5 protein-coding genes are annotated in these 4,578 nt (G+C 72.4%); all 5 read right to left on the bottom strand.

Features of this window, described 5'->3' with window-relative positions:
* Nucleotides 1-216 precede the first annotated feature (216 nt).
* The gene (locus DJ81_RS07600) at nucleotides 217-615 is read right to left on the bottom strand and encodes a hypothetical protein (protein WP_094523960.1); all 399 of its coding nucleotides are present in this window, start codon (nucleotides 613-615) and stop codon (nucleotides 217-219) included.
* 68 nt (nucleotides 616-683) lie between these two features.
* Nucleotides 684-1,865 (bottom strand): hypothetical protein, encoded by a 1,182-nt coding sequence (locus DJ81_RS07595; RefSeq protein ID WP_094589172.1) that lies wholly within the window; start codon nucleotides 1,863-1,865, stop codon nucleotides 684-686.
* Nucleotides 1,866-2,288, bottom strand: a complete 423-nt coding sequence (gene hisI, locus DJ81_RS07590; RefSeq protein ID WP_249269100.1) for a phosphoribosyl-AMP cyclohydrolase — start codon at nucleotides 2,286-2,288, stop codon at nucleotides 1,866-1,868.
* A gap of 127 nt (nucleotides 2,289-2,415) precedes the next feature.
* Complete coding sequence (locus DJ81_RS07585) at nucleotides 2,416-2,895, bottom strand: N-acetyltransferase (protein ID WP_094523962.1); 480 nt, start codon at nucleotides 2,893-2,895, stop codon at nucleotides 2,416-2,418.
* Entirely contained in the window at nucleotides 2,892-4,280 is a 1,389-nt protein-coding gene (locus tag DJ81_RS07580) for a DUF92 domain-containing protein (RefSeq protein WP_094558121.1), read from the bottom strand. The genes DJ81_RS07585 and DJ81_RS07580 overlap by 4 nt, the downstream gene beginning before the upstream one ends.
* Nucleotides 4,281-4,578: the final 298 nt, after the last annotated feature.

Raw genomic sequence — 4,578 nt, 5'->3', positions numbered from 1 at the left:
TGAGGCGGGCGCAGGTGACGTAAGCACCGCAGGAACGAGCGAAGCGAGTGACGAGGAGCGCAGCGAACGTGCGCCCGCCTCACGGCTGGGGCTTTGGAGGTTTTCATCGTCAAGCCACGATCAACGATTTATAAGCAGGCGGCTGGGAATCCGAAAGCCGTCACCGCCGAGCCGTCACTCAATTATAAACACCCGACAGCAACACCCTCATCCGATTCATATCGCCGTCACCCAGGCCCGATACTCCTCGTCGAGCCCGTACACCTCGCGGAACGCGCGCTCGACGAACCCCGCCACGCGGTTGGCGTCCGAGCGCGCGGTGACGACCGCGTTCGTCCCCTCGGCTTCCTCCGGGCTGACGAGTTCGTCGATCCGGAACTCGGGGAACTCGCCGAGCAGGTCCTTCAGCCGCTCTAACTCGTCGTCGGTGCAGTCCAAGATCAGCTCCGTGCCGACGAGCTGGATCCACGGCGGCACCTCGCCGCCCTCGGTGACGTCGCTGTCGGGGTCGACGTCGACGGTCATCACGTCGCTCGACCGGGCGCGGTGAGCGGCCGCCGCGTCCGCGATCAGCTTCAGCCGCTCCGTCTCCGTCGCGGCGTCGAATCGTGTCATGTCGTCACGTCGACGCCGGCGGCTATTGAAAGGGCGCGCTTCTCCGAGAGGGACGGTTTAAAAGCCCGCTACCGCTCCGTCTCCGCGAGCACGTCCTCGGCGATCTCCAGGGTGCGCTCGGCCTCGCGCACCCGGTCGTCGACGGCGCCGGTCCGCACCAGCTCCAGCTCGGGGTCGTCCAGCGCGTCGCGAACCTCGGCGGCGCGGCGGAGCCGCTCGTACTCGTCGTCGCGCGCGAGATCGCGGACGGCGCGCAGCGTCGCGACCGTGTCGTCGTCGGCGACGCGCGAGACCAGCGGGATCAGCTCGTCGATCTCGTAGGCGAGCTCGTCGCCGGCGGCGGGCGGCCAGTCGAGCGTCAGGGGCTCGCCGTCGAGCCGCTCGATATAGGTGCGGTGGACCGCGACCGCCGTCCGGAGCGCGCCGGGGTCGTCGACGTAGTGCTCCAGCTTCGAGTTCGAGTAGTCCGCGTACTTCAATAGGGTCGGCAGCGGCTCCTCGCCCGCCTCGTACTCGGCGACGTAGTCGGCCAGGTCCGTCGGCGGCACGTCGACGTCGACGAACGGCGTCGCGTCCGCGCGATCGAGGAACGAGAATGCCTCGCGGGCCGACGCGGACTTATAGAACTCGTCGAACGACTCCCGGACCGCCTCGTTGTACGTCTCCACCGGCTCGCGGAGGCGGTCGACGTCGGCGTCGAGGTCGGCGTCCGCCATCGCCGCGACCTCGCGAAGCTCGTCGAGCCGGGCGGCGAGGCACTTCTTCGCCTCACGGGCGTCCCTGCGGGCGATCCGATAGTCGTCGAGCGCCTCGTCGCGGTCGGCGAGCAGGTCGACGTACTCCCCGGCGGGTTCGAGCGCCTCGCGGGCCGCCTCGAAGTCGCGCTCCGAGAGCCGCTTCTTGTCGACCGCCTCGTCGGCGGCCGCGAACGCGTCGGCCGCGAGCGCGTCGTCGTCGACGTCGACCGCGTTCGCGAACTCGCCCTCGAACCGGACGTAGGCCTCGAAGTCGCCGCTGCCGACCGCGTCCTCCTCGTACTCGTCGAGCACGCGGTGGGCCCGGCGGTACGTGTCCGCCGCGGCCTCGACGCGCTCCCGGCCGAGGTCGGCGATCCGGCCCTCGATCCCCCGGAGCTCGTCGTAGCGCTCGCGGAGCCTCGCGGCCGCCTCGCCCGCCTCGGCGACCGGGTCGGGCTCCGCGTCGCGTCCCGCCGCGCCGCGGTCCGCCGCGCCGCCGGCCGCGTCGCCCATTCAGTACACCTCGTCCGGGTCGAAGACGCGCTCCCCGACGTGCTCGCCGTCGATCGTCCGGTGGAAACAGGACCGGTGCCCCGTGTGACACGCCCCGACGTTCTGGTCGACGAGGTACAGGAGCGTGTCGGCGTCGCAGTCGACGCGCACCTCGCGGACCTCCTGCGCGTGGCCGGAGGAGCCCCCCTTGTGCCACAGCTCGTCGCGCGACCGGGAGTAGTAGTGCGCCTCGCCCGTCTCGCGGGTGCGGTCGAGCGCTTCCGGCGAGACGTACGCGAGCATCAGCACCTCGCCCGAGTCGGCGTCTTGGGCGATCGCGGGGACGAGCCCGTCCTCGCCGAAGTCGACGTCGATCGGGTCGGCGGCGGCGTCGCTCGCGTCTGGGCCCTCGCCCGCTTCCGGCTCCGCGTCGGCGTCGCTCATGTCTCGCCCGTAGCGCGGGGCTCGAATAGTCCTTTTGTCTGTTCTCGCTCGCTCCCGAGAGAGATCGCCCGCCGCTCCGGGGGCGCCGAGCGCCTGCGAGGCCCCGGCCGCTCCGAGGCCGACGACTCTACTCCCGGCGTAGTACGAGCGCGTCGCCGTCGGCGTACGCGTCGGGGCGCCGGTCGACGACCTCGAAGCCGAGCCCGTCGTACAGCGCGAGCGCTCCGTCGTTGTCGGGGTGCGCTTGGAGCGTCACGGGACCGTCGGCCCCTTCGATCGCGGCCGAGAGGAGGCCGCGTGCGCGCCCCTCGCGCCGGTGGTCCCGGTCGACGACGAGTTCGGCGACGTGGACTCCGGGGCGGTTGGGGGCGTCGACCGGAAGCAGGTACCCGACCGGGCGGCCGTCCGCGACGCTCACGAGCGCCGAGCCGACCGCGAGGCCGTACTCCAAGAGGTCCGGGTTCGGCTGCCGGAGGAACGCCTGGAGCTCGCGGATCCGGTCGGCGTCTGGCGGGCGGGCGGCGCGGACGCGCGGGTCCGGGGTATCGGCGTCTTCGTCCGACGGGTCGGAGTCCGGCCCCTCGCCGTCGTTCGACGCCGGGTTCAAAGCACCGTCACCCCGAGCCCGACCGCGACCGCCGCCCCGGACAGCGTCGCGAGGAAGTTCACGGTCTGGTTGCCGATCCGGTCGCCCTCGACCAGCGCGCCGAGGAGGCTGTCGACGGTCATGCCCGCGACCCCCGCTAAGACGACGACCCCGCCGCCGACGAGGTCGCCGAGAGGCATTCCGACCGCGGCGAGGCCGCCGACGAGGAGCGCGCCCGCGAGACCGGCGAACTCACCCTGCCAGGTGATCGCGCCGTCGGTGCCGGGGTCGACCCGCTTGAGAGTCGTGACGAGCCGCGGCCCGTCGAACAGCCCGCCGATCTCCGAGGAGAGCGTGTCGGCCATCGCCGTGGCGGTCGCCCCCGCGAAGGCGAGCGCGAACGGGGCCGGAGGGAGCGCGACGTGGGCGGTCGCGGCGTAGCCGACGAGCGCGACGAGCGCGACCGCGGAGTTCGCCAGCACGTTACCCGTGCCGCGGGCCCCCTCGTTCTCCTGGGCGACGCCGCGGGCCGCCTTCTCGTCGAAGCGGTACTTCGAGGCGAGCCCGCCGACGGCGTAGAAGGACATCAGCGTGAGGAACCAGCCGACCCCGCCGAGCACGACGGCGAGCAGGGCGGAGAGCACACCGGTGAGCATCCCGGGGACGGAGGCGGTGCCGAGCGCGAAGGAGATGTAACCGAGCGCGACGGTCACGCCGAGACCGAACGCGACGAGGGGGACGGTGACCGCCGGGTCGAGCGCGAGGAACCCCCAGACCGCGAACGCGACGAGGATCACCGTGATGTGCGCGTCGCGGGCGAACACCAGCGACCGCACGAGCGCGGCGGTCAGCGCGGCGACGGACGCGATGAAGACGAGGTCGGGGAGCGCGGTCGCCAGCGACGCCGCCCCCGCGGGGTCGACGCCCGGAGCGGGGACCGGCCCGTCGAGGGAGAACCCGCCGTCGACGCCGAGGGCCGCCGTCTGGAGCCGCACCGCGACCTGTCCGACGAAGGCCGCGAGGGCGCCCACCCCGACGTAGCCGGCGACGAGCGGGAACTCGTCGGTCGTCGACCGGCCGACGAGCTCCCGGCCGAACCGTCCCCCGCCGACGGCGAGCGCCGCCGCGGCGAACGCCTCGTACGGGAGGGGGGCGCGGGGGAGCGAGGCGAACAGCGCGAGGCCGGCCGCGGCGACCGAGAAGGCGACGAGCCCGTAGAGCCGCTCCTCCTCGCGATCGCCCGGCAGCGCGAGCGTCTCGAACCACTCCCCGTCGCGGATTCCGAAGAAGGCGAGGCCGGCGACCGCGAGGAAGGGAACGACCGCGGCGTCGCCGAGCGTCGGCGCGAGGGCCGCGAGCGCGGCTACGGCGGCGAAGGTACTCGCGCGTCGGAGCCTCCGTATCACACCCTCGGCTACCCGGGACGAGCACTTAACGGTCCCGACACCGGTCGACGGCCGCGCCCCCGGTCAGTACCGGTACTCGTTGAACTGGACCGCGTGCCCTTCGATCACGCGTACGGGTCGCTCCGGGTCCTCCTCGTCGTCTCCGGTCGCTCCCTCGTGCGTGTCAACGCCACTCATACGCATGGAGAAGCGACTGATTCGTATAAACGTTACCCACGGAGCGGAAGTACTGACGCGGGGGCGAGACGGGTGCGTTCAGTCGAGGACTCGGTCGATCTCGCCGACGTCACCCCCGACT

The sequence above is a fragment of the Halorubrum sp. Hd13 genome, from assembly GCF_002252755.1.
Lineage (GTDB): Archaea > Halobacteriota > Halobacteria > Halobacteriales > Haloferacaceae > Halorubrum.
The sequence above is the reverse complement of the archived record's forward strand: the minus strand, read 5'-3'. Positions and strand labels throughout refer to the sequence as shown.